14 protein-coding genes are annotated in these 20,179 nt (G+C 70.3%); 3 read left to right on the top strand and 11 right to left on the bottom strand.

From position 1 onward, the window contains the following. Positions 1–42 precede the first annotated feature (42 nt). The 3 genes from ACIA73_RS23885 to ACIA73_RS23895 all read right to left on the bottom strand — a co-directional run bounded on the left by ACIA73_RS23885 (position 43) and on the right by ACIA73_RS23895 (position 3,858). Positions 43–687, bottom strand: a complete 645-nt coding sequence (locus ACIA73_RS23885) for a DUF1796 family putative cysteine peptidase (RefSeq protein WP_399440693.1) — start codon at positions 685–687, stop codon at positions 43–45. Positions 688–773: 86 nt separating this feature from the next. After that, positions 774–2,291 carry a glycoside hydrolase family 3 protein gene (locus ACIA73_RS23890; RefSeq protein ID WP_399440694.1) on the bottom strand — a complete coding sequence of 506 codons (1,518 nt, stop codon included), beginning with the start codon at positions 2,289–2,291 and terminating at the stop codon, positions 774–776. 373 nt (positions 2,292–2,664) lie between these two features. After that, entirely contained in the window at positions 2,665–3,858 is a 1,194-nt protein-coding gene (locus tag ACIA73_RS23895) for a hypothetical protein (RefSeq protein ID WP_399440695.1), read from the bottom strand. Positions 3,859–4,471: 613 nt separating this feature from the next. On the opposite strand from ACIA73_RS23895, the gene ACIA73_RS23900 reads away from it, so the two are divergent. Beyond that, positions 4,472–5,695, top strand: a complete 1,224-nt coding sequence (locus ACIA73_RS23900) for a thiolase family protein (RefSeq protein WP_399440696.1) — start codon at positions 4,472–4,474, stop codon at positions 5,693–5,695. Beyond that, positions 5,692–7,824: a 3-hydroxyacyl-CoA dehydrogenase NAD-binding domain-containing protein gene (locus ACIA73_RS23905; RefSeq protein WP_399440697.1), complete on the top strand. Its 2,133-nt coding sequence runs from the start codon at positions 5,692–5,694 to the stop codon at positions 7,822–7,824. The genes ACIA73_RS23900 and ACIA73_RS23905 overlap by 4 nt, the downstream gene beginning before the upstream one ends. Positions 7,825–7,978: 154 nt before the next feature. On the opposite strand, the gene ACIA73_RS23910 is transcribed toward ACIA73_RS23905, so the two are convergent. Continuing rightward, positions 7,979–9,100: a hypothetical protein gene (locus tag ACIA73_RS23910; protein WP_399440698.1), complete on the bottom strand. Its 1,122-nt coding sequence runs from the start codon at positions 9,098–9,100 to the stop codon at positions 7,979–7,981. Positions 9,101–9,208: 108 nt separating this feature from the next. On the opposite strand from ACIA73_RS23910, the gene ACIA73_RS23915 reads away from it, so the two are divergent. Next, positions 9,209–9,619, top strand: a complete 411-nt coding sequence (locus ACIA73_RS23915) for an NTP pyrophosphohydrolase (protein ID WP_399440699.1) — start codon at positions 9,209–9,211, stop codon at positions 9,617–9,619. Here ACIA73_RS23915 and ACIA73_RS23920 read toward each other — a convergent pair. The 7 genes from ACIA73_RS23920 to ACIA73_RS23950 all read right to left on the bottom strand — a co-directional run bounded on the left by ACIA73_RS23920 (position 9,540) and on the right by ACIA73_RS23950 (position 20,060). Then, positions 9,540–11,264, bottom strand: a complete 1,725-nt coding sequence (locus ACIA73_RS23920) for an ArnT family glycosyltransferase (protein WP_399440700.1) — start codon at positions 11,262–11,264, stop codon at positions 9,540–9,542. The two genes, ACIA73_RS23915 and ACIA73_RS23920, sit on opposite strands and share 80 nt — an antisense overlap. Positions 11,265–11,363: 99 nt before the next feature. Continuing rightward, positions 11,364–12,869: an amino acid permease gene (locus tag ACIA73_RS23925; protein ID WP_399440849.1), complete on the bottom strand. Its 1,506-nt coding sequence runs from the start codon at positions 12,867–12,869 to the stop codon at positions 11,364–11,366. A 258-nt stretch (positions 12,870–13,127) separates the two neighbouring features. Beyond that, a complete protein-coding gene (gene dxs / locus ACIA73_RS23930) occupies positions 13,128–15,047 on the bottom strand; it encodes a 1-deoxy-D-xylulose-5-phosphate synthase (RefSeq protein ID WP_399440701.1) in 1,920 nt (639 codons plus the stop codon). Positions 15,048–15,283: 236 nt separating this feature from the next. Beyond that, a complete protein-coding gene (locus ACIA73_RS23935) occupies positions 15,284–16,597 on the bottom strand; it encodes a sugar ABC transporter permease (RefSeq protein ID WP_399440702.1) in 1,314 nt (437 codons plus the stop codon). Continuing rightward, a complete protein-coding gene (locus tag ACIA73_RS23940; RefSeq protein ID WP_399440703.1) occupies positions 16,594–17,412 on the bottom strand; it encodes an ATP-binding cassette domain-containing protein in 819 nt (272 codons plus the stop codon). Before ACIA73_RS23940 ends, ACIA73_RS23935 begins: the two co-directional genes overlap by 4 nt. 193 nt (positions 17,413–17,605) lie before the next feature. Further along, on the bottom strand, positions 17,606–18,715 hold the full coding sequence (locus ACIA73_RS23945) for a sugar ABC transporter substrate-binding protein (protein WP_399440704.1): 1,110 nt from the start codon (positions 18,713–18,715) through the stop codon (positions 17,606–17,608). Positions 18,716–18,836: 121 nt separating this feature from the next. Further along, on the bottom strand, positions 18,837–20,060 hold the full coding sequence (locus tag ACIA73_RS23950; RefSeq protein WP_399440705.1) for an ROK family protein: 1,224 nt from the start codon (positions 20,058–20,060) through the stop codon (positions 18,837–18,839). Positions 20,061–20,179: the final 119 nt, after the last annotated feature.

Here is a 20,179-nt window from a genome sequence, read left to right on the forward strand (position 1 = left end):
TGGGGTGGGAGTGGGGTGGGGCGGGCCGGTGGTGCGGCGGTGTCAGGGCCCGGCGGGCCAGAGCGTGCGCGGGTCCAGGGCGGCGAAGACGCGGTCCCAGGCGGTGTCGTCGCCCTGCCAGTGGCCGGGCACTTCGGGGACGGTGTCCCAGGCGGTGCCTGGTGGCAGTGCGGCCACGCTGTGCGGTGCGGTGCGCCGGAGCCAGAGCAGGGCGAAACGGTGGCCCGGGTGGCGGCGGGCGAGGAGTCGGTGCAGTCGGCCCAGGTCGGAGTCGGTGAGTTCGTCGAAGGCGTCGTGGTGGACGTAGAGCACCCGTCGCGATGAGCCGGTCAGCTCGCGCCAGCGCTCTGCGAGATGCGCGAACTTGGCTTTTACGGAAGGGAGTTGGGCGTCGACGTCGGCCTGGGAGAGGGGTCGGCCGGGCTGAGGCCTGAAGTCGTGGAAGAAGCGGATGCCGGTCCCCCGGTCGTGCGCGCAGAGTCCGTCGCTGAAGGGTTCCGAGCTTCCGGGCAGCAGCACGTCCCTGAAGTCGCTCTCCAGGAGTGTGAGCACCGATTCGAAGTCCAGGTCGAGCCAGTCGAAGAAGTGGGCGCGCTCGTCACCGGTGATGCGGCGGATCTGGTGGGTGGACTCGCAGTGGTAGCCGAGGCCGACGCAGGTGTCGTACGGGGGTGGTGCTGGGGTCACGTGGTCTCCGCGGGTTCGGCGGACGTCGGGGCCGTGTTCGGCGGACGTCGGGGCTGTGGGGGTACGGAGGTGTGGTTCCGGCCCCCTCAGGCGCGGAGCGAGCCCGTCCAGCGCCGGCCGGTGAGGTGCTCGGCCGCCGCCATGGCGTTGGCGAGTCCGGCACCTCGGGTCAGCAGGGTCGGGGCCTGTGGGGGCGGCACGGGCGTCAGTCCCATCTCGACCGTGAGCAGGCCGGGCCGCCGGGCGCGCAGGGCCGCCAGCACCTCCTGCTGCCACGGATCGCGCACGGCATCCCGTACGACCGCCACCAGGGGCCCCTCGCCGTCGCCGGGCAGCGGGATGGCGAAGGGGTCGGTTCCCGGATCCACCTCCACCGCGGAGGCGAGCCGCCCGAGCCGCTCCAGGCACGGGGCGAGACCCCAAGGGGCCTCCCCCACCGCCATGTTGGTGCCCGCGCCGAGCCGCAGGACGTGCACCGGGCCGGCCAGGGGCAGCGCGGGCAGCGCCACCCCGGTCAGGGCCCGCCGCGCGGCGACAAGACCGATACCGGTACCGGCATCTGCATCCCCGGACGCCCTCGCCGCCCGGCCCGCCCCTTGCCCTGCGAGCGCCGTGGGGTCCGCCCAAGCGCGCAGGGCCGCGACCCGAGCTGCGGCCTCCTCCAGCCGGTCGACCGTCAACTCCCCCTCACGCAGGGCGCGTTCCACCGCCTCGTACACTTCGGGAAGCAGCTTCTCGCCGTCCGTCGCGCCGAGCAGTACCAGGTCGACGCCCGCCGACCAGGCGAGCACGGCGGCTCCGCCGAAGCCCCAGCGGTCGCGGATCGGCGCCATCTCCAGTGCGTCGCTGATGACGACGCCGTCGTAGCCGAGTTCCTCGCGCAGCAGCCCGGTCACGATGCGGCGGCTGAGGGTGGCGGGCAGGTCGTCGACCTGCGGCAGTCTGATGTGGCCGGTCATCACGGCCCTGGCCCCCGCCGCGCCGCCCGCCGTGAACGGCGGAAGTTCGAGGGTGCGCAGCGCGTCGAGCGAGCGCGGGATGTCCGGCAGCCAGTCGTGCGAGTCCGCGCCGGTGTCGCCGTGCCCGGGGAAGTGCTTGAGGGTGGCGGCCACCCCGCGCCCCTGAAGGCCGGACACGAAGGCCCGGGTGTGCCGGGCGACCAGGTCGGGGGTGGCACCGAAGGAACGTACGCCGATGATCGGGTTGGCCGGACGGGAGTTGACGTCCGCGCAGGGGGCCAGGCAGAGGTTGATGCCGGTTTCCACCAGGTCGTCGGCGATGGCCTCGGCGACCTCCCTGGTCAGCGCGGTGTCGTCCACCGCGCCGAGGGCGTGGTTGCCCGGGTGGACGCTGCCCCGGTGGTAGTCGAGCCGGGTGACGTCGCCGCCCTCTTCGTCGAGGGCGATCAGCGCATCGGGCCGCACCGCACGCAGCGGATCGACGATGTCGTGCCGGAGAGGGCCGCCCGGCGGCAGCAGATTGGTGCCGAAGAGGCCCACTCCTGCGAGTCCGTGATCGAGGGCGCGTTTGATCCAGTCGGGCGGGGTCCGCCCGTCATAGGCGGGCATCAGGCACCCGTTCACCAGAGATACGAGAGAACTCATGTCGGGAACACCTTCCGGAAGGGGGGGGAGGTCGGTCGGCGAGCAGCCGGAACCCGGGCGCCCGGGGCACCCGGGGCGGCCCGGCGACATGGCGGGCCGCGCCCCGGCATGGAGGGGGCGTGGCGGAGGGAGGAGAGAAGAAAGGGTGAGGAGGGGGCGCGCCGGAGCACGGGACCCGCAGTCCGCGCCCCGCCGGGGGGCTTCCCGCGTACCCGTCACCCGTACGTGGGCGCCCACGCGTCACCCGTACCTGAGCGCCCACGCGTCACCCGTACGCCGCCCGCGTCCTATGTGCGGGCGCACACCACCGCCCCGCTTCACGACACCGGGAAGCACGGCGGGCACGTGGTGTGGCGGGTGCCGGACGGAGCCGTCAGTCCCTGTCGCCCGTGCGGCGCAGGGCGATTCCCGTACTGCCGCGCTTGCTGAGGTAGGCCCGGCCGCCGCACACCGTCTCCAGCGTGGGGGCGACCAGCACGGTCTCGTCGACCTGCTCCCAGCCGGAGGCGCCGGCCAGCCAGGGCCGGACCCGTTCCGCCAGCGCGGCGGGCTCCAGGGCGAGCAGCACGAGATCGGTGGGCAAGGTGTCGAGGAGGTCGAGGCGCTGCCCGTAGTAGAGCATCTCGATCAGGAGGTACGCCGCTCCCGGCAGCCGGGGCGAGGCCGCGAGCCCCTCCAGGTCGTCCGGGTGTACGCGCACCGAATCGGCACCGGTGGCGACCCGCGCGGCGAGCCGGTCCCGGAAGAGCGGGTTGGGCTCGGTCGCCGCCACCCGGTATCCCTTGGCGGCGAGCCGCACGGTGAGCGCTCCCTCACAGGCCCCCACCTCGACCAGCGGCCCCTCCCCGGGCAGCCGGTGCCCGGCGATCCAGGCGGTGGTGGCGTCCAGCCGCGTCCGCTCGTAGACGGAGCTCTCGAACTCCCACGGGTCGGCCACCGTGGCGGCCTCCTCGCCGAGGCTCGCGAGCAGTGCGAACAGCCCCTCCCGCTCGCGGGGCCCCTCAATGGTGAAGAAGCGTTCGGTGGCCGGGACCCGGGCGGTGTAGATCACCGACTCGGACGCTTCGGTGCTCAGCAGCGGGCCGCAGTACCGGTTGACGAAGTCGAGCTTCGCGGTGACCCCGGCCCGGTCCAGCGGGCGCTCCTCGTCACTGACGAACTGGAGGTACGGGGAGTACCCGACGGCGTGCCGGACGGGCAGGCCGTGGTCCGCGGCGGCGACGTCCCGGCCGAGGCGTCCGCGCTCGCGGCGGTTGTCGGCGGGTGAGTGGGTCCACACCCGGGCGCTGCGGCCGGCCACGGCTCCGGTCAGCAGTTCCGCCAGCTTCCCGGGGCCCGGCGAGACGGCCGGGGCATCCGCTTGACGTACCTCTGGAGCGAGTGGGGCGAGCCGCTCGGCGAGGGTGCCGCCGGGCGGCAGGGTGAGCCAGCGCTCCGTATCGCAGCACAGCACACGCACCTCGCCGCCCGCTGCGTCACCTTCCGGGCCGGCTCCCGCCCCGGAGAGGACGGACAGGAAGTCGAGGGCGGCGTCCTCGGCCCTCAGAACCACGACTAATTCGATCAAGATCATTTCCCATCAGCAGGCACGCAGGAAAGAGGACGTGAGGGGGTTCACGACCCGAGGGCACGTGATCTTGAGCCGACTCTAAGGCCTACCGATCGGTATGGTCCAGACCAATTTTCCAGCTGGAAAAGGGAACCGGAACGCCTCCGAATCCCTCACCGGGAACGGCAGTTCGACCCGAAGGATCCGCTGGTCACACCTCCCCCCGCGGGCCACCGAACCGCCCGCCACCTCTCCCACGGCGCACACTTTCCGCCACCCACCCCCGAAGCACCGGCCCGCGCGCCCGCGCCGCCCGGCCCGCATTCGTCACAACCCGCAAACAACGCCCCTCCTCCCGGTGGCCGCCAGGTACCCCCCTGGCGAACTCACCGCCACGCCCGAATCCGGCGACCGAACCACGCCGCCGGCCGAGTCGGTGGACCATGGATCGGCGTCGCGGCGGCCACCTTCGGGCCGATTCCCGAATGTGACCTTCGCCGCTCCGGCCGAGAAGGGTGGGCAGCCTGGTTACTCGTAAGTAGCATGGGGACGTGCGGTGCGCCCACCTCGGCGTATCCGCGCAACGGCAGCAGCGCACCCGCGCCACCCCGCACCCTGGAGGAGAGCCATCGTGCCTCGTACCGTCAGGGACGTCGTCTTCGTCGACGGCGTCCGCACCCCGTTCGGCAAGGCGGGCCCGAAGGGCATTTACCACGAGACCCGGGCCGACGATCTCGTCGTGAAGGCGATCCGGGAGCTGCTGCGCCGCAACCCGGACCTCGACCCGGCCCGTATCGACGAGGTCGCGATCGCCGCGACCACCCAGATCGGCGACCAGGGCCTGACCCTCGGCCGTACCGCCGGCATCCTGGCCGGTCTGCCGACCACCGTCCCCGGCTTCTCGATCGACCGCATGTGCGCCGGCGCGATGACCGCCGTGACGTCCGTGGCGGGCGGCGTGGCCTTCGGTGCGTACGACATCGCTCTCGCGGGCGGCGTCGAGCACATGGGCCGCCACCCCATGGGCGAGGGCGTGGACCCCAACCCGCGCTTCGTCTCCGACAAGCTGGTCGACGAGTCCGCCCTGTTCATGGGCATGACCGCCGAGAACCTGCACGACCGCTACCCGGGCATCTCCAAGCAGCGCACGGACGAGTACGCCGTGCGCTCGCAGGAGAAGGCTGCCAAGGCGTACGCCGACGGCAAGATCCAGGCCGACCTGGTACCCGTGTCGGTACGCCGCACCAACGCCGAGGCCGGTGAGACGGGCTGGGGCCTGGCCACCGTCGACGAGCCGATGCGCCCGGGTACGACCCTGGAGTCGCTGGCCGGCCTGAAGACGCCGTTCCGCCCGCACGGCCGCGTCACGGCCGGTAACGCCGCAGGTCTCAACGACGGCGCCACCGCCTCCCTGATCGCCGCCGAGGACGTCGCGCGCGAGCTGGGCCTGCCGGTCAAGATGCGTCTGGTTTCCTACGGCTGGGCGGGCGTCGAGCCCGAGGTCATGGGCATCGGCCCGGTCCCGGCGACGGAGAAGGCCCTCGCCAAGGCGGGGCTGACCATCGACGACATCGGCCTGTTCGAGATCAACGAGGCCTTCGCCGTCCAGGTGCTGGCCATGCTCGACCACTTCGGCATCCCCGAGAACGACCCGCGGGTGAACCAGTACGGCGGCGCCATCGCCTTCGGTCACCCCCTCGCGTCCTCCGGCGTACGTCTGATGACCCAGCTGGCCCGCCAGTTCGAGGAGCAGCCGCACGTCCGCTACGGCCTGACGAGCATGTGCGTCGGCTTCGGCATGGGTGGAACGGTCATCTGGGAGAACCCGCACTTCAACGGAGGCGACGACAAGTGAGCACCACCACCACTGAGCTCCTGAAGGGCGCAGCCGAGCTGTTCCCGGACGAGGTCGTCACCCAGGCGCACGTACGCCACCTCGCCCTCCCGGGCGGCGCGGGCAACTTCGCGCTGATCACCCTCGACAACGGCCTGGACCACACCAAGCCGACCACCTTCGGCCCGCAGTCCCTGGCGAACCTGAACGCCGCCGTCGACCAGGTCGAGAAGGAGGCCTCCGAGGGCTCCATCGTCGGCATCGGCATCACCGGCAAGCCGTTCATCTTCGCCGTCGGCGCCGACCTCAAGGGCGTGGAGCTCCTCAAGCGCCACGAGGACGCGCTCGCCATCGGCAAGGGCGGCCACGACGTCTTCCGCCGCCTGTCGGGCCTCGCGGTCCCCACCTTCGCCTACTACAACGGCGCGGCGATGGGCGGCGGCGTCGAGGTCGGCCTGCACTGCAACTACCGCACGGTCTCCTCGTCGCTCCCCGCCTTCTCCCTCCCCGAGGTCTTCCTCGGGCTGGTCCCCGGCTGGGGCGGCTGTGTGCTGCTCCCGAACCTGATCGGCGCCGACAAGGCCGTCTCGGTCATCATCGAGAACTCGCTCAACCAGAACCGCCAGCTCAAGGGCAAGCAGGTCTTCGAGCTCGGCATCGCCGACGCGATCTTCGAGGGCGCCGACTTCCTGGAGCAGTCGCTGATCTGGACCTCCGCGGTCCTGCGCGGTGAGCTGGAGGTCGTACGCCCGGAGCTCGACCGCGGCGAGGGCTGGGACGCGGCGGTCGCCCGCGGCCGCTTCATCGCCGACTCCAAGGTGCACGGTGCGGCCCCCGCCGCCTACCGCGCGCTGGACATCATCGCCGCCGCCAAGTCCGGCGACCTGTCCGCCGGTTTCGACGCCGAGGACCAGGCCCTCGCCGACCTGATCATGGGCGGCGAGCTGCGCTCCGGCATCTACGCCTTCAACCTGGTCCAGAAGCGCGCCAAGCGCCCGGCCGGTGCCCCGGACAAGAACCTGGCGCGCCCGGTCACCAAGGTCGGCGTCGTCGGCGCGGGCCTGATGGCCTCCCAGCTCGCCCTCCTCTTCCTGCGCCGTCTCGAAGTCCCGGTCGTCCTCACGGACATCGACCAGGAGCGGGTCGACAAGGGTGTGGGCTACGTCCACATGGAGATCGAGAAGCTGCGCGGCAAGGGCCGCATCAACCAGGACAAGGCCAACCGCCTCAAGGCCCTGGTCTCCGGTGTGCTGGACAAGGCCGAGGGCTTCTCCGACGCCGACTTCATCATCGAAGCCGTCTTCGAGGAGATGTCGGTCAAGCAGACCGTCTTCGCCGAGGTCGAGGCCGTCGCCCCGGCGCACGCGATCCTCGCCACGAACACCTCCTCGCTCTCCATCTCCGAGATGGCCTCGAAGCTGAAGAACCCCGAGCGGGTCGTGGGCTTCCACTTCTTCAACCCGGTCGCGATCCTTCCGCTGCTGGAGATCGTCCGGGGCGAGAAGACCGACGACGCCTCGCTGGCCACCGCCTTCGGCGTCGCCCGCAAGCTGAAGAAGACGGCCGTCCTGGTCAAGGACGCCCCCGCCTTCGTCGTCAACCGCATCCTCACCCGCTTCATGGGTGAGATCCAGAACGTCATCGACGAGGGCACCCCGGTCGCCGTCGCCGAGAAGGCGGTCGAGCCCCTCGGCCTGCCGATGTCGCCCCTGGTGCTGCTGGAGCTGGTCGGCCCGGCCATCGGCCTGCACGTCTCGGAGACCCTGAACCGCGCCTTCCCCGAGCGCTTCACGGTCTCCCCGAACCTGGCCGCCGTGGTCAAGGCCGGCAAGCGCGGCTTCTACGTCTACGACTCGGGCGCACCGGTCCTCGACCCCGAGGTCGCGGCTCTGCTCCAGCAGGGCGACTCCGTCCTCACCGAGGACCAGGTCCGTGACCGCGTCATGAGCGCGGTCGCCCAGGAGATCGGCCTGATGCTCGACGAGGGTGTCGTCGCCGAGGCCCAGGACATCGACCTGTGCCTGATCACGGGCGCGGGCTGGCCCTTCCACCTGGGCGGCATCACGCCGTACCTGGACCGGGAGGGGTACTCGGAGCGGGTCACCGGGAAGAAGTTCCTGGCGGCCGGTGTGGCGAGCGTCCCGGCGTAACCTGCCGCAACCTGCTCGACCGAAGCAACCAGGGCCGCGTGAAAGGGAGTTGTCCCTTTCACGCGGCCCTTTGCGATACCCGGCTCCCGCGTGGCGCTTGTCCACACGGCTTACGCCGGGCGCTGTGCCGTACCCGGCTGTGCCGGGCGAGAGGTCAGAGGGTCTCCCAGGCGGCCAGGGACAGGCCCGCTTCGTCCATGCGCTGGCGTGCGAGGCGCAGGGTGCCGTCCGTGGCGATCGCCGCTATGACCACCCGCCCCGCCGCGTCCAGCGCCAGTGCCGGGGAGCCCACGCACTCCGGGCCGGTCTCTGTCCACCAGAGGCCCTCGTCCTCGGTGCGGGTGGGACAGGCGGCGAGAGCGGGGCGGCCGGTGGCGGTGCGGTGGGCGAGGACGGTGCAGTCGTGCCCGTCGACGGGGGTGCGCAGGGCTGCCGGGCGGGTGGGGGGTTCGGTGGCGGGGGTGCCGCCCAGGGGCGTGGAGTCCATGGCGGCGGGGGGCTCGGGGCGGAAGGCGGTGAGTTCCGCGGAGGGGGCCGAGGAGGTGTCCGCGGTCGGGACGAGCCCGTAGTAGGTGAAGGCGTCCGGGGAGGTCTCCAGGGCGGTGACCGTGCCGGCGGTGACCGTGAAGGGGATGACGGCGACGGGCGGGAACTTCGCGCCCGGCTTCTCCTGGGCCCAGCGCAGGACGGTCTTGTCCTTCTTGACGCCGAGGAGCTCGATCAGGCCGGACTCGGTGGCCGTGGCGACCAGTTCGTCCTCGGCACGGGAGCCGATCAGGTCCTGCCAGCCGCCCCACTTGCCGCTCGCCGCCTGGCAGCGCATGAGGACGCCGCCGAAGGCGTTGCGCATGAAGACGTGGACCGCGCCCTCGGCGCCGACCGCCACCGCCGGATTGCCGAGCTTCGCCGTCTGGGCGGGGTCGGGGTAGCGGTAGCCGCCCAGGGAGTGCCAGGAGCCGAAGGGGCGGCCGGACTGGTACTGGGTGGCGTGCGTGTAGTCCGGGAGACCGGCCTTGTCCTTGCCGCGGCCGACGACGTGGACGAAGCCGTCGGGGCCCTGGGCGACCGCCAGTCCCTCGACCGACTTCGCCTCGAAGAATTCCGGGCCCTGCCAGCCGGGGCCGCCGGGGCGGGCCTCGGTCCAGCGGAGCAGGCCGCCCTCCGTGGTGGCGTAGGCGCTGAGCCTGCCGTCCTTGCCACGCAGCAGCCAGCTGCTGCCCGCCAACGGGGCGATGGCCCGTTTCGCCGCGGCTACTCCTGCGGTACCCGTCACCATGACGTGGCAGCCACCTTCCGATTCCCGACCAGCTCGTTCACTGGTTCGATTGTCCGAGTAAAGAATAGGCCGCCGGTGGGACATCCGGGACGTGGGAGGCTGGTTCTCATGACATCCCTGACTCCTGCGGAGCCGGCGCCCACCGAGCCGACGCACACCCTGGTGGTCGTGGACGCGGCCAACGTAGTCGGTTCCGTGCCCGACGGCTGGTGGAAGGACCGTCGCGGCGCCGCCGAACGGTTGCGCGACCGGTTGCCCGTGTACGCCACCGAGGGCGTCGCCGGCCGGCCCGGGCCGGTCGATGTGGTGCTCGTCGTGGAGGGCGCGGCCCGCGGCGTGAAATCGGTGCCGGGGGTACGGGTGGTCTCCGCGCCCGGCAGTGGTGACGACCGGATCGTGGCGGTGGTCGCGGAGCGCACGGTCGAGGACTGCATCGTCGTCACCGCCGACCGGGAACTGCGACGACGGGTGGAGGAGTACGGGGCGCAGTGCGTGGGGCCTCGTACCGTACGGGCCTGACGGCAGGGCCCGGCCGCGACCGGGCGGCGTCCGACCGGGAAGTGCCCGACCGGGAAGTGCCCGACCGTACGTAGAGAACCGCTCCGTCGATCGTCCCGGCGGGTACGTAGTCCCGCTCCAGCACCTTGCGCAGGGTCGGCAACCGGTCCGGGGTGTACGGCTTGCCACGGGAGTCGTCGACGATCAGGGCCGGGGGGTGCGCGGCGAGCTCGGCACGGAAGTGGTCCCAGCTGCCTTCGACTCCGTACGGTTCGCCTACCGCCGCTCCGTCGCCCCGGCCGCCGCTGAAGTTGGTGAGCAGGCCGGCGGTCAGGTAGCGGCTCGCCGGCGTGCGGTCGGCCAGCCAGTACGTCTCGGGGTGCATGCCCCAGATCAGGACGCGCTCGGTGGGGGCGGTGCGGGAGCGGATGGCGTCGGCGAGACGGCCGGCGTGCGCGAGTTCCGGCCGGGGGGCGAGGAATCCCCAGACGAGGAAGCCTGCGCAGGTGGCCGCGGTGAGGGCGAGAGAGAGCGTCGTCCAACGGTGTGGGAGGGCGTTGAGGGCTGCGGTGGCCAGCAGGGCAAGCGGCGGCATGAGCTGCAGGTAGTAGTGGCCGAAGAAGTGGAAGCCGGTCATGACGGCGACGGCGGAGGCGGCCAGCCAGATCCACAGATCCGCGCCGGGGGCCTTCGGACGGCGGAGCAGGGGGATCAGCAGGCCGATGCAGGCACCCGCGAGGATCAGCGTGTTGCCGAGTCCCCGGCCGAGTGCGTGCAGTCCCGCACCGGTGAGATCCGCGTACGAACCGGAGCCCGTGACCACCCAGAAGAGGAAACCGGACGGGCCGGTCACCAGGGCGACCGCCGCCACTGGAACGGCGAATCCGAGGCCGGTGCGAAGGAGGGCCGACGGGCGCGAGCCCGGGCGTTCCCCGGACGACGCCTCGGGCCGCGCTCCCGATCGGGCCCCGGACAGTCCCCCGGACCCCTGCCCCCCACCCGTCTCCACCGCTCCCCCGGGCACCGCGCCCCCGGGGCTCGCGCCCGCCGTCCTCCAGATCAGCCACAGCACCGGGACCAGGACCGCCCCGCCCGTCTGTTTCACCAGGAAGGCCGCCGCGACCGCCACTCCCGCACAGGTCCAGGCCCCGCGGTCCGCGCACCACACCGCCAGAGCCGTGCACGGCAGCATGAACAGGCCGAAGGATGCCGCCTGGGTGTCCTCCGGGGGCATCCCGACCGAGATCAGCAGGAAGAGCACACCCGCCACGGTCCCCGAGCGGTCGCCCCAGCGCCGGCGGGCCAGGGAGGCCAGCAGGGCCGCGGTGGCGAACAGCGCCAGGACCGCGAGGAGTTTGAGGGGGAGCAGCGAGTCGTCGCCGAAGAGCGCGAACACCGCTTCGTACAGCCATGGGACGAGCGGCGGTTTCCGGTCGACCACCGTGTCGTACAGGACCCCGCCTGCGGCGAGTTGACGTGCCTGGACGGCGAGGAAGCCCTCGTCGGGGTTCCAGAGGGGGTGCAGGAAGGACGGGACGCGGGTGACGGCTGCGAGCAGCGCCAGGAGCGGGAGGGTGCGCAGCCAGTAGGCGGCCCGGTCGGTGCCGGTGGCGGCCCCTCGGGGCACGCCACCGGTCCGGGTCGTCGGAGGCTGCGTGATGTTCATGTGCCCCAAAGTATCCGGCCCCGCGGATCGCCGTCGGGGCGCGTCCACAGGGCCGGAAAGATGGTCGTACTTATGTCGGGGAGGGGGTCGGGAGTGCGGTCAGGAATCGGCTCCCCGGCGGGTGGTGTCGCCACTCCCCCGGCCGGCCGCCCCGAGACCCAGCTTGCTGTGCTTCTTGCCGTAGACGAAGTACACGACGACGCCCAGCACCATCCAGATCCCGAACCGCAGCCAGGTCTCGGTCGGCAGGTTGAGCATCAGCCACAGCGAGGCCAGCACCGACAGCGCCGGGACCAGCGGAACGAGCGGGGTCTTGAAGGACCGGGGCAGGTCGGGGCGCTGACGGCGCAGGATGACGACGCCGATGGCGACCACCACGAAGGCGAAGAGGGTGCCGATGTTGACCAGTTCGGCGAGTTCGTCGATGGAGGTGAAGCCGGCCACGACGGCGACGATCCCCCCGAGCAGGATCGTCGAGCGGTACGGGGTGCCGAACTTGGGGTGGACGTGCGAGAACGTCTTCGGGAGAAGGCCGTCACGGCTCATCGCGAAGAAGACCCGGGACTGTCCGAGGAGCAGGATCATGCAGACCGAGGTCAGGCCGACGGCCGCGCCGAAGCTGATCACGCCTGCCCAGAAGGGGTGGCCGACCGATTTGAACGCGTCGGCGAGCGGGGCGTCGGTGGAGAGGCTGCTGTATTTCTGCATGCCGGTGACGACGATCGAGACGGCGACGTACAGCAGTGTGCAGATGATCAGGGAGCCGAGGATTCCGCGCGGGACGTCGCGCTGCGGGTTGTGGGTCTCCTCGGCGGCGGTGGCGACGATGTCGAAGCCGATGAAGGCGAAGAAGACGACCGCCGCGGCGGTGAAGATGCCCATGACGCCGAAGGCGGTCGGGGTGAAGCCGAACAGCACCTGGATGAGCGGGGCGGTGAGGCCGCTGCCGCTCTCGGTCGGCTCCGACGGCGGGATGAACGGCTTGTAGTTGGAGCCGGTGATGAAGAAGGCGCCGACGATGATGACCAGCAGGACGACGGTCACCTTGATGCCGACGATGATGCCGGTCACCCGGGAGGAGAGCTTCATTCCGGCGACCAGGATCGCGGTGATGACCAGCACCAGGATGCAGGCCAGCAGGTCGAAGCCGAACTTCCCGTCGTGGGTTCCGGAGAGGAAGTCGGGGAGGTGGAACCCGGCGGTGTCGAGCAGTGAGCGCATGTAGCCGGACCAGCCGACCGCGACCACCGCGCAGCCGAGGGCCAGTTCGAGGATCAGGTCCCAGCCGATGATCCAGGCGGGCAGTTCACCGAGGGAGGCGTACGAGAAGGTGTACGCGGACCCGGCGACCGGGACGGTGGAGGCGAACTCGGCGTAACAGAGCGCCGCGAGGCCGCACACCACGCCCGCCACGATGAACGCGAGGGCCACGGAAGGGCCCGCGGTCTCCTTGGCGATCTTGCCGGTCAGGACGAAAATTCCGGTGCCGATGATGACACCGACGCCGAAGACCGTGAGGTCCAGGGCGGAGAGGGATTTCTTCAGTGCGTGTTCCGGCTCTTCGGTGTCGCTGATCGACTGCTCAACCGTTTTGGTCCGGAACATTCCGTTCTGGTTCTTGCTGCTGCTCTTGCTGGTGGGATCTTGTGCTGTGCTCACCGGCGCACCTCCGCCTGTCGGCCGTCGCCCAACTCTTGAGTGAGCGAGTCTCCGCAATGATGGTGATCACACCTCCGGGACCACGAGGGGCCGCGTATCGGTTTCACCCAATAGGACGAAGCCATACGAAAAGGCCCTGACCAGGTTTTATCCCCCGGCCAGGGCCTCTTAGCAGGTCATACGGGTGCGCAGGTCATACGGGTGTCAGTCGCGGGCCGCCTCGGCCGTCGCGCGCTCCAGCCGGCCGTCGATCTTCGCGACCAGGCCGGTGACCTGGCGGGCGATGTCGGTCGCGGTCAGCCCGATCTCGGCCATGACCTCCTTGCGGGAGGCGTGGTCCAGGAAGACCGGCGGGATGCCGAAGTCGCGCAGCGGTACGTCGACGTCCGCGTCCCGCAGCGCCTGGGCGATGGCCGAACCGACGCCGCCGGCCCGGGAGTTGTCCTCGACGGTGACGACAACCCGGTGCTGCTCGGCGAGCGGGGCCATCGCCTCGTCGACCGGCTTGACCCAGCGCGGGTCGACCACCGTGGAGGAGATGCCCTGGGCGTCGAGGAGTTCGGCGATCTCCAGGCACATCGGGGCGAGCGCGCCGATCGAGACGAGGAGGACGTCGGGGCGGGCCACGTCGGTGACGGGCTTGCGCAGGATGTCGATGCCGCCGACCTTGCCGACGGCCTTGACCGCCGGGCCGACCGCGCCCTTGGAGAAGCGGACCACGGTCGGGGCGTCCTCGACCTCGACGGCCTCGCGCAGCTGGGCGCGGACCTGGTCGGCGTCGCGCGGGGCGGCGATCCGCAGGGTCGGGACGCACTGGAGGATCGACATGTCCCACATGCCGTTGTGCGAGGCGCCGTCGGTTCCGGTGACGCCGGCCCGGTCAAGTACGAACGTCACACCGCACTTGTGGAGGGCGACATCCATCAGGACCTGGTCGAAGGCACGATTGAGGAATGTCGCATACACGGCGAACACCGGGTGCAGGCCGCCGGTCGCGAGACCCGCCGCCGAGACGGCACCGTGCTGCTCGGCGATGCCGACGTCGTAGACCCGGTCGGGGAACGCCTTGGCGAACTTGTCCAGGCCGACCGGCTGGAGCATGGCCGCGGTGATCGCGACGACGTCCTTGCGCTCCTTGCCGAGCTTGACCATCTCTTCGCCGAAGACCGAGGTCCAGTCGACGCCGGAGGAGGCGATGGGCAGGCCGGTGTCGGGGTGGATCTTGCCGACGGCGTGGAAGCGGTCGGCCTCGTCCGCGAGGGCGGGCTGGTAGCCGCGGCCCTTCTCGGTGAGGCAGTGCACGATGACCGGGCCGCCGAAGCGCTTGGCGCGCTGGAGGGCGGACTCCAGGGCCTCGATGTCGTGGCCGTCGATCGGGCCGACGTACTTGATGCCGAGGTCCTCGAACATGCCCTGCGGGGCGATGAAGTCCTTGAGGCCCTTCTTCGCGCCGTGCAGCGTCTCGTAGAGCGGCCTGCCGACGACCGGGGTGCGCTCCAGGATGTCCTTGCCGCGGGCCAGGAAGCGCTCGTAGCCGTCGGTGGTGCGCAGGGTGGCCAGGTGGTTGGCGAGGCCGCCGATGGTGGGCGCGTAGGAGCGCTCGTTGTCGTTGACGACGATGACCAGCGGGCGGTCCTTGGCGACGGCGATGTTGTTCAGCGCCTCCCAGGCCATACCGCCGGTCAGGGCGCCGTCACCGATGACGGCGACGACCGCGTCGTCCTTGCCGAGCACCTCGTTCGCCTTGGCGAGGCCGTCGGCCCACCCGAGAACGGTGGAGGCGTGGCTGTTCTCGATGATGTCGTGCGCGGACTCGGCACGGGCCGGGTAGCCGGAGAGGCCGCCCTTCATCTTCAGCCGGGTGAAGTCCTGCCGGCCGGTGAGCAGCTTGTGGACGTAGCTCTGGTGACCGGTGTCCCAGAGCACCTTGTCCTTGGGCGACTCGAAGACCCGGTGCAGCGCGATGGTCAGCTCGACGACGCCCAGGTTCGGGCCGAGGTGTCCGCCGGTCTTGGACACCTCGTCGACCAGGAAGGTCCGGATCTCCGCGGCCAGCTGGTCGAGCTGCTCCGGGGACAGCCGGTCCAGGTCGCGCGGTCCCTTGATGCGGGTCAGCAGGGCCACCCGTGCCTCCTAGCGGTTGAACTGGCGAGCGTGCACATGCGGTGATGCAGGTGCTTGGACGTTCGTGCCGATCCAGCGAGTCTAATGTTCCGCGCGCGGCGCCGGTCGGCGGGCTGTGCGATGTGCGTCACCCGCACGGGTGACTCGACGCACGCAAGTGCCCGGCACCGGAGTGTCGGTGCCGGGCACGAGGTCATGGACTGTTAGGGCCCAGGACTGATCCGAAGGGCATGCCGTTAGGCGCGACCTGCGGATTTCTGCGTACGGCGGGAGACCGAGTCGATGACGACGGCGGCGAGGAGAACGGCGCCGGTGATCATGTACTGGATCTCGCTCGCCATGCCGAGCATGTTCAGGCCTTGCTGAATGGCCTGAATCACGATCATGCCGAGCAGTGCGGACCAGACCTTGCCCCGGCCACCGAAGAGGCTCGTACCGCCGATGACGGCGGCGGCGATGACGAGCATCAGGGTGTTATTCGCACCGATGCTCTTCGTTGCGCCTCCCGAAAGGCTGGCGAGGAAGAGCCCACCGAAGGCGGCGAGCAGACCGGACAAGCCGAAGACGGTGATCCTGATCCGGTCGACGCTGATACCTGCACGACGCGCGGCTTCCGCGTTGCCACCGACTGCGAAGACCTGGCGGCCGAATGTGGTGCGCCGGGCAACGAAGTCTGCGATCACCAGGACCGCGAGGAAGAGGACCAGGGCGAGCGGCAGGCCGCGGGCGCCCTGCGGCTCGTTCAGGACGTACGCGACGACCAGGCAGAGCACCGCGACGACGCCGGTGCGCAGAGCGATCTCGCTGGTCGGGCGGGCGGGCAGAGCTGCTGCCCGGCGGCGCTTGCTGTCCAGGAACTGCGAGAGGCCGTAGAGCGCGATCGCAGCGATGGCGAGGCCGTACGCGGCGAACTTGTCCTCGAAGTAGTAGCTCGTCAGGTTCTCGACGAAACTGCCGGACGGGGTGTTGATCGAGCCTTCCTTGCCCATCAGCCAGATCTGGAAGCCGCTCCAGCCGAGGAAGCCGGCCAGGGTGACCACGAAGGCCGGGACGCCGACCTTGGCGAAGAAGAAACCATTCAGCAGACCGAGGGCGAGGCCCGCGACCAGCGCTACGGCGATGGCGACCCAGCCGTTCCAGCCGTTGGAGACCTGGAGCACCGCCCAGATCGCTGCGCCGACGCCCGCGATGGAGCCGACCGAGAGGTCGATCTCGCCGAGCAGGAGGACGAAGACGATACCGACCGCCATGATGCCCATGCCGGAGCTGTAGACGGCGATGTTGGCAAGGGAACTGGCGGAGAGGAAGCTGCTGTTCTGGGTCTGGAAGACGATGGCAATGACGATCAGGCCCACCACGACGGGCAGCGAACCGAGCTCGCCGCCACGCACCTTCCGGGTGAACTCGGTGAGGTAGCCCTTGAAACCCTCTTCGCGGACCAGGAGGCGGGGGTCGATCGCAGGGCCCGCAGGGCCTGCCGCGGCGGCCGGCTCCGGAGCCGTGGCCTGCTCGGGGGTCTTCTTCTCGGGGGTCTTGGCGAGGTCGCTCACTTCGCGTCCTCCTTCGTTGCCGTGGCCACGGCCGAAGCCTGGTCGGTACGCGCCTTGCGGCGGGTCACGGCGTTGTCCGTGGCGCCGGTGATGGCGGAAATGATCACTTCATGGGAGGTCGTCTTGACGTCGAAGACGCCGTTGTTACGGCCCAGGCGCAGCACTGCCACCTTGTCCGCCACGGCACGCACGTCCTCCATGTTGTGGCTGATGAGGATGACGCCGTGGCCGCGCTCACGCAGCCGCTCGACCAGGTCGAGGACCTGGGCGGTCTGCTCGACGCCCAGTGCCGCGGTCGGCTCGTCGAGGATGACCACCTGCGGGTCGCCGACCAGCGCGCGGGCGATGGCGACGACCTGGCGCTGACCGCCGGAGAGCGAGGCGACCGGGATACGGACGCTCGGGATCCGGATGGACAGGGTGTCCAGGAGTTCCTTGGCGCGCTTCTCCATCGCGATCTCGTCGAGGACGGAGCCGCGGCGGATCTCATTGCCGAGGAAGAGGTTGGCGACCACGTCGAGGTTGTCGCAGAGCGCGAGGTCCTGGTAGACGGTGGCGATGCCGAGGTTCTGGGCGTCCTGCGGACGGTTGACGTGGACGGGCTTGCCGTCCCATTCGATGGTGCCCTCGTCGATCGGGTGAACTCCCGAGATCGTCTTGACGAGGGTGGACTTTCCGGCGCCGTTGTCGCCGACCAGGGCGACCACCTCGCCGGGCTGGATCTCCAGGTCTACGTCGGTGAGCGCCTGAACGGCGCCGAACCGCTTGGAGACTCCGCGCAACGCCAGCACGGGCGTAGCGGACACGTGAATCATCTCCTTCGCCGCCTGACCGGCGGGGATGGTGGTGCAGGGTGCACAGAGGGGGGCACGAGGGCTGGACGGGCGGTCCTGCGCCCCGCCCATGCGGGGGGGGCGGGGCGCAGGACCTTCTCGGTACGGGCCGGCTCGGGGGTGCGGGCCGGTCGGCGCACAGGGCGCGCCTCAACTCACTTACCAGAAAGGTGAGTTACTTAATACCCGCCGCGTCACAGGCCTTCTTGAAGTCGGCCGTGCAGATGTCGGACGCCTTGTAGACCTCGTCCTTGATCACGGTGTCCGCGATGTTGTCCTTGGTGACGACCTGCGCATCGTAGAGCTTGGACGGGGTTGCCTTGAACTCGCCGGAGATGCTGTCGACCTTGGTGGGGGCCAGGTCGTCGAACTTCTCACCCTTGAGGATCCTGACGGCGATCTCGGCGGTGGTCTCAGCCTCCGGCTTGATCTGCTTGTAGATCGAGAAGGCCTGCTCACCCGACAGGACGCGCTGGAGACCCGCGAGCTCCGCGTCCTGACCGCCGACCGGCACCTTGATGCCCTGCTTCTTCAGCGCGGTGATGATGCCGCCGGCCATGCCGTCGTTGGCCGAGTAGACGCCCTGGAAGCCGTCCTTGCCGAGCGAGTCGATGGCGGCGCCCATCTTCTTGTTCGCCTCGTCCGGGGACCAGTCCGGAATGTCCTGGGAGTAGACGATCTTCTTCGTGTCCTTCTTCAGGACGGTCTCCGCGCCCTTCTTGAAGAAGCCCGCGTTCGGGTCGGTCGGGGACCCGTTGATCATGACGACGTTGGAGTCCTTGGCCTTCTCGCCCAGGGCCTTGACCAGGGCCTCGCCCTGGAGGGTGCCGATCTTCTCGTTGTCGTACGACACGTACGCGGAGATCGGGCCCTCAGCGAGGCGGTCGTACGCGACGACCTTCACACCCTGCTTCGCGGCGGTGGCGATCCAGGACTTGGTGGCGTTGAAGTCCACCGCGTCCAGGATGATCACCTTGACGCCCTGGGTGATGAGTGCGTCGAACTGCTTCTTCTGGGTCTCAATGTCCTGCGCGGCGTTGTTGTACTTGACGTCACAGTCCGAGCACAGCGCCTTGATCTTCGCCTCCATGATGGGGCGGTCGAAGGTCTCGTAGCGCGTGGTCTTGTTCTCCGGCAGCAGCAGACCGATGGTCTTGCCCATACCGCCGCTGTCCTTGCCGCCGTCACCCTTGTCGCCCTCGCCCGCCTTGCCACAGGCGGAAAGCGATACGGCCATCGAGATGGCGGCCGTGGCTATGACGACGCGACGCGTCATTGCGTTCATGTGAGTTGCCTCCCTGACGAGGCCGCGTCGTTGCGGCCGAGGTGTCAGGAAGTCAACTCGCGCGTCGCCATAGCGTCAAGGAGTAAACCCTTAACGAGATGACAACGGTGCCATTCGTTATCTAAGTGAAGGCGGGGGCCGAACGTTGGTCCGTACCAGAAGAATTGGCCGTCCGGGACGTGTCAAGAAGCGTCGAGTCCCCCATCTCGCTCAGTACGAGCGCCAGGGCGCCCAGCACCTCCGCACGGCCGCCCAGGGCCCCCGGCAGCACGCTCAGGTGGCGCGCCGCACTCGGGATCGCGTACCGGGAGACCGAGTCCCGGATCGGGCCCAGGACCAGCTCACCGGAGTCGGCGAGGTCACCGCCGAGGACGACCCGGCTGGGGTTGAGGAGGTTGCAGAGATTGGCCACGCCGCTGCCGATGTGGCGGCCCACGTCGGCGATCACCCGGCGGCAGCCCGGATCTCCCTCCCGGGCCAGCTGAACGACGCGTTCCATGGTCAGGTCGGGGCCGTGGCCCGGCATCAGCAGCGGCAGCACGTAGCGGGCCGCGGTGAAGGTCTCCAGACACCCGCGGTTGCCGCAGCGGCAGACCGGGCCCGACTCGTCCAGGGTGATGTGCCCGATCTCGCCGGCCGTGCCGCCGGGGCCCCGGTAGACGCGCCCGTCGATCACCAGGCCCGCGCCGACGCCGCTGGCCACCTTGATGTAGGCGAGGTCCTTCACGCCGCGGCCCGCGCCCCAGACCAGCTCGCCGAGCGCGCCGAGGTTGGCGTCGTTGTCGACGTACACCGGAACTCCCAGTCGGGCGGAGAGCTCCTCGCTGGGGTTGATGCCCTGCCAGCCCGGCAGGATGGCGGTGGAGCCGAGCCGTCCGGATTCCACGTCGATGGGTCCGGGGACGCCGAGGCCGACGCCGATCACCTTGTCCTGAGTGATGCCGGTGGCTTCGATCAGGCGCTTGACCAGCTGCTCGGCACGGTCGAAGCCCTGGGCCGCGGAGGCGTCGACGTCCAGCGGCTCGGACTCCTCGGCGAGCACCTGGTGGGCCAGGTTGCCGACCGCGACGCGCAGATGGGTGTGGCCGAAGTCGACGCCGATCACCACACCGGCGTCCCCGCTGAGCGAGACGCTGCGGGCCCGTCGGCCACCCGCCGAGGTCGGGGTGACCTCGACGGTCCCGCCGTCCTTCAGCTCGCGCACGATGTTGGAGACCGTGGCCGCGGAGAGACCGGTACTTCTCGCGATCTCCGCCTGGGTCAGCGAGCCCGCCATGCGCACCGCGCGCACGACCCGCTCAAGGTTGGCCCGGTGCAGAGACGTCTGCGACCCCGGAGTCTCCATCGACTCATCCACTCCTGATCCCGGCGGGCGGCACGACGGCCGTCCGCTCCGGGGCCGCGACTGTGAGGCCCCGCCGTTCTTCCAACATGTGAACCCTAAGCAGAGACTTTGCTCCCTGC

The sequence above is a fragment of the Streptomyces sp. NPDC051561 genome (genome assembly GCF_044454195.1).
Lineage (GTDB): Bacteria > Actinomycetota > Actinomycetes > Streptomycetales > Streptomycetaceae > Streptomyces.

What these genes read in the sequence shown, in the direction of transcription:
- ACIA73_RS23890 (WP_399440694.1), bottom strand. Translation starts at nt 2,291, where the DNA reads ATGAGTTCTCTCGTATCTCTGGTGAACGGGTGCCTGATGCCCGCCTAT.
- ACIA73_RS23910 (WP_399440698.1), bottom strand. Translation starts at nt 9,100, where the DNA reads ATGGTGACGGGTACCGCAGGAGTAGCCGCGGCGAAACGGGCCATCGCC.
- ACIA73_RS23915 (WP_399440699.1), top strand. Translation starts at nt 9,209, where the DNA reads ATGACATCCCTGACTCCTGCGGAGCCGGCGCCCACCGAGCCGACGCAC.
- ACIA73_RS23920 (WP_399440700.1), bottom strand. Translation starts at nt 11,264, where the DNA reads ATGAACATCACGCAGCCTCCGACGACCCGGACCGGTGGCGTGCCCCGA.
- ACIA73_RS23925 (WP_399440849.1), bottom strand. Translation starts at nt 12,869, where the DNA reads ATGTTCCGGACCAAAACGGTTGAGCAGTCGATCAGCGACACCGAAGAG.
- ACIA73_RS23940 (WP_399440703.1), bottom strand. Translation starts at nt 17,412, where the DNA reads ATGATTCACGTGTCCGCTACGCCCGTGCTGGCGTTGCGCGGAGTCTCC.
- ACIA73_RS23945 (WP_399440704.1), bottom strand. Translation starts at nt 18,715, where the DNA reads ATGAACGCAATGACGCGTCGCGTCGTCATAGCCACGGCCGCCATCTCG.
- ACIA73_RS23950 (WP_399440705.1), bottom strand. Translation starts at nt 20,060, where the DNA reads ATGGAGACTCCGGGGTCGCAGACGTCTCTGCACCGGGCCAACCTTGAG.